Origin of the sequence: Pseudomonas sp. PS01301 (assembly GCF_029960215.1) — a bacterium.
Lineage (GTDB): Bacteria > Pseudomonadota > Gammaproteobacteria > Pseudomonadales > Pseudomonadaceae > Aquipseudomonas > Aquipseudomonas coleopterorum.
In genome coordinates this window covers 1-3,718 of record NZ_JASCPM010000093.1, presented here as the reverse complement: position 1 = coordinate 3,718, position 3,718 = coordinate 1, and the positions used below count along the sequence as shown (strand labels likewise).

The window sequence follows — 3,718 nt, the reverse complement described above, 5'->3', positions numbered from 1 at the left end:
GCGTCATGCCATGGGCGTGGCGGTGTTCTCCGGCATGTTGGGGGTGACCTTCTTCGGCTTGCTGCTGACACCGGTGTTCTTCGTGCTGATCCGTCGCCATGTCGAGCGTCGCGAGGCCCGCAAGGCGGATCGTGCGCTCACGCTTGAGGTACAACCATGAGTCATTTGAAACCCCTACTGCCCAGCTTGCTGGTGCTGGCCCTGGCCGCTTGCGCGGTGGGCCCGGACTATCGCGCGCCGCAGGATCTGCAGGCGAGCGTGGCGGCGGCACAGGACACTCGCTACTACCGCGCCGAGGCGTTCGATGCGGTGTGGTGGCAGCAGTTCGACGACCCGACCCTCAATCGCCTGGTCAACGAATCGCTGCAGGGCAACCGTGAGCTGCGGGTGGCCTTCGCCCGCCTCAAGGCGGCTCGGGCCATCCGCGACGACGTGGCAAACGATCGTTTCCCGGTGGTGACCAGCCGCGCCAGCAGCGAGATCGGCAAGAGCCAGATTCCCGGCCAGACCAGCGACCGGGTCAATACCGAGCGCTACGACCTGGGCCTGGACATGGCCTGGGAAATCGACCTGTTCGGGCGCATCCAGCGTCAGTTGGAGGTCAGTGACGCGCAGCAAGGCGAAGCGGCGGCCGACCTGCAGCAGTTGCAGGTCACCCTGATCGCCGACCTGGTGGATGCCTACGGGCAACTGCGCGGCGCGCAACTGCGCGAGAAGATCGCCCTGGCCAACCTGAAGAACCAGCAGGATTCGCGGGGTATCACCCGCAGCCTGCAAGAAGCCGGTGTGGGCAATCAACTGGACGTGGTGCGGGCCGACGCGCGGCTCGCGGCAGTCGAAGCGACCGTGCCGCAGTTGCAGGCCGAACAGGTGCGTGCGCGCAACCGCATCGCTACCCTGCTCGGCCAGCGGCCGGACCAATTGAGTGTGGACCTGAGCCCGGCGCAGTTGCCGGCCATTGCCAAGGCTTTGCCGATCGGTGATCCGACTCAGCTGCTACGACGCCGGCCGGACATCCGCAGTGCCGAACGGCGACTGGCCGCCTCCACCGCGCAGATCGGCGTGGCCACGGCCGATCTGTTTCCACGGGTCAGCCTCAGCGGTTTCCTGGGCTTTACGGCGGCCCGCGGTTCGCAGATCGGCTCGTCCGCCGCCAATGCCTGGGGACTGGGGCCAAGCATCACTTGGGCCGCGTTCGACCTGGGCAGCGTGCGGGCGCAGATCCGTGCAGCCAACGCCGATGCCGAAGGCGCGCTGGCCAGCTATGAACAGGATGTGTTGCTGGCGCTGGAAGAGTCGGAAAATGCCTTCAGTGACTACGGCAAACGCCAGCAGCGCGTGCAGGCCTTGATGCGCCAGAGCGAGTCGAGTCGCGCGGCGGCAGCGCTGGCCTCGATCCAGTACCGCGAGGGCACGGCGGATTACCTGGTGCTGCTCGACGCCGAGCGTGAACGCTTGAGCGCCGAAGACGCCCAGGCCCAGGGCGAAACCGAGTTGTATCGCGGCATCGTTGCGATCTACAAAGCACTGGGCGGTGGCTGGCAGCCCGATACGCTGGCACAGCGATAGCCATCAGCGCCAGTGCTGCGGCTGCAAAGCCTGCGGCGGATGGTAGGATAGGCACCGTCCCGGTCACTCGGGGCGGTTGCCGGGCGTGCGTGCAAGGCGACCGTCTTCGGCAGCCGATCCCGATCCGCAGCGAGCGCCCCATGATCACCATTCGCCCCATGACCTCTTCCGATTTCGACCGTTTCTGGCCCACCTTCGACGCGGTGGTTCAGGGCCAGCAGACGTACGCCTACGATCCGGCCATGGACCGCGAAGCCGCCGAACACACCTGGTTGAAGGTGCCCCTGCACACTTTCGTTGCCGAAGATGAACAGGGTCAGTTGCTCGGCAGTTACTACCTCAAGGCCAACGCGGCGGGTCCCGGCAACCACGTGTGCAACTGCGGCTACATGGTCAGCGAAGCGGCGCGCGGTCGAGGCGTGGCGCGGCTGATGTGCGAGCACTCGCAGCAGGTGGCGCGCGACAGCGGTTTTCTGGCCATGCAGTTCAATTCGGTGGTGGCCAGTAACGAAGTGGCGGTGGCCTTGTGGCACAAGCTGGGTTTCGACACCGTGGGGCGCGTGCCGCGCGCCTATCGGCATGCTCACCTGGGGCTGGTCGATTGCCTGGTGATGTACAAGTGGCTGGCCGAAGAGCCCGCAGCGCCGACTCGATTGATCGGGCGCAAGAACATCGAGTCGGTGGTGTCCCGGCCGCGGCGCAGAAGCTGAATCGTTACTTGCATCACGGAAGTCGATGATCGCTATCGAAAAACGGAATTTTTCCTGAGGGGGCGGGATCAGCACTATAGGTCCCATTATTTCCCCTAGGATTTGTACCGATGAATATCAACCTGACCCTGTGCTGCATGATCGTCGTTTCGTTCGGAATTGCGCTGAGCCACGTTTGAGTGCTGCTCGCACTCGGCGGGCCATGCTCAGAGATTGCTCAGATGTTCGCGCAGGAAGTCGACCAGGACCTGCACCGGTCGTGACGTTTGCCGATGCTGCGGATACACGGCCGAGAGCGCCAAAGGCTCTGTGACGAACTCATCCAGTACGGTTTGCAGTTGCCCTGATGCCAGTGCGTGTTGAACGATGAATCGGGGCAGGTAGGCGATTCCCATGCCGGCCACCGCTGCCTCGCACAGTAATTCGCCGTTGTTGGCGCGCATGCGCCCGCTCACACCGATCACCAGTGGCTTGCCGCCCATTTCGAAGCGCCATTGCACCTGTCGTGCGTGGCCGTAGGGCAGACAATCGTGGGTGGTCAGTTCCTGGGGCGTGGTAGGTATGCCACGCGCGGCCAGATAGTCCGGGCTTGCGCAGTACACGCGGGCGATGGACGCGATGCGCCGGGCGATCAGCGACGAGTCTTCCAGCGTGCCGATGCGCAGGACCAGATCGTAGCCTTCGCCGAGCAGGTCGACGGGGCGATCGCTGAGGTCGATTTCGACCTGGACCTGAGGGTAGCGCTGCAGGAATCGAGGCATGAGCGTGCTCAATTGCGCAATGGCGAACGACAGCGGTGCACTGACGCGCAACGTGCCGCGGGGTTCGGCGGCTTGGCCAGCGATGCCCTGTTCGACCTGTTCCACTTCAGCCAGCAGACGCACGGCAGAGTCGTAATAGCTCTGGCCCAGGGCGGTGACGTCCAGGCGGCGCGTGGAGCGATTGAGCAGGCGTGCGCCCAGGCGGTTTTCCAGTTGCATCAAGCGGCGACTGATGTATTGCTTGGAAACCCCCAATTGCTCGGCGGCGGCCGTGAAGCTGCGCGAGTCCAGCACCTTAACGAAAAGCCGCATGTCTTCGAACGCGTTCATCGTCACTCCTCGGTTGACAATGCATTGTGGGTCAGGCGTAGCGCCCATACAACCGCGGTGCTCCCGGACGCGGCTCGCGCCGCTGCTACAGGGACCGCATTGCGCCTGTGGGAACATCGCAGTGGCACAGTGGCAATCCGCATCCAAGCACACCCCATTGGAACGATGGCAATCCACGTCCGGGCACACCCATTGGCACCACCGCAATCCGCGTCCGGGCACACCCCGTTGGCACCACCGCAATCCGCGTTTAGGCACACCGCATTGGCACCACCGCAATCCGCGTCCGGGCGCACCCCCCTGGCCCCACCGCAATCCGCGTCCGGGCACACCGCATTGGCGCCGCCG

The 3,718-nt window shown here is 64.7% G+C and carries 3 protein-coding genes; 2 read left to right on the top strand and 1 reads right to left on the bottom strand.

Annotation, left to right across the window (positions count from 1 at the left end):
• Positions 1-156: 156 nt before the first annotated feature.
• On the top strand, positions 157-1,569 hold the full coding sequence (locus QMX89_RS22465; RefSeq protein ID WP_134721798.1) for an efflux transporter outer membrane subunit: 1,413 nt from the start codon (positions 157-159) through the stop codon (positions 1,567-1,569).
• Positions 1,570-1,709: 140 nt separating this feature from the next.
• A complete protein-coding gene (locus QMX89_RS22460; protein WP_282349937.1) occupies positions 1,710-2,279 on the top strand; it encodes an N-acetyltransferase in 570 nt (189 codons plus the stop codon).
• 206 nt (positions 2,280-2,485) lie between these two features.
• On the opposite strand, the gene QMX89_RS22455 is transcribed toward QMX89_RS22460, so the two are convergent.
• Complete coding sequence (locus tag QMX89_RS22455; protein WP_282349936.1) at positions 2,486-3,370, bottom strand: LysR family transcriptional regulator; 885 nt, start codon at positions 3,368-3,370, stop codon at positions 2,486-2,488.
• Between the last annotated feature and the right edge of the window lie 348 nt (positions 3,371-3,718).

Coding starts and splice junctions, on each gene's coding strand:
- QMX89_RS22465 (WP_134721798.1), top strand. CDS start 157: ATGAGTCATTTGAAACCCCTACTGCCCAGCTTGCTGGTGCTGGCCCTG.
- QMX89_RS22460 (WP_282349937.1), top strand. CDS start 1,710: ATGATCACCATTCGCCCCATGACCTCTTCCGATTTCGACCGTTTCTGG.
- QMX89_RS22455 (WP_282349936.1), bottom strand. CDS start 3,370: ATGAACGCGTTCGAAGACATGCGGCTTTTCGTTAAGGTGCTGGACTCG.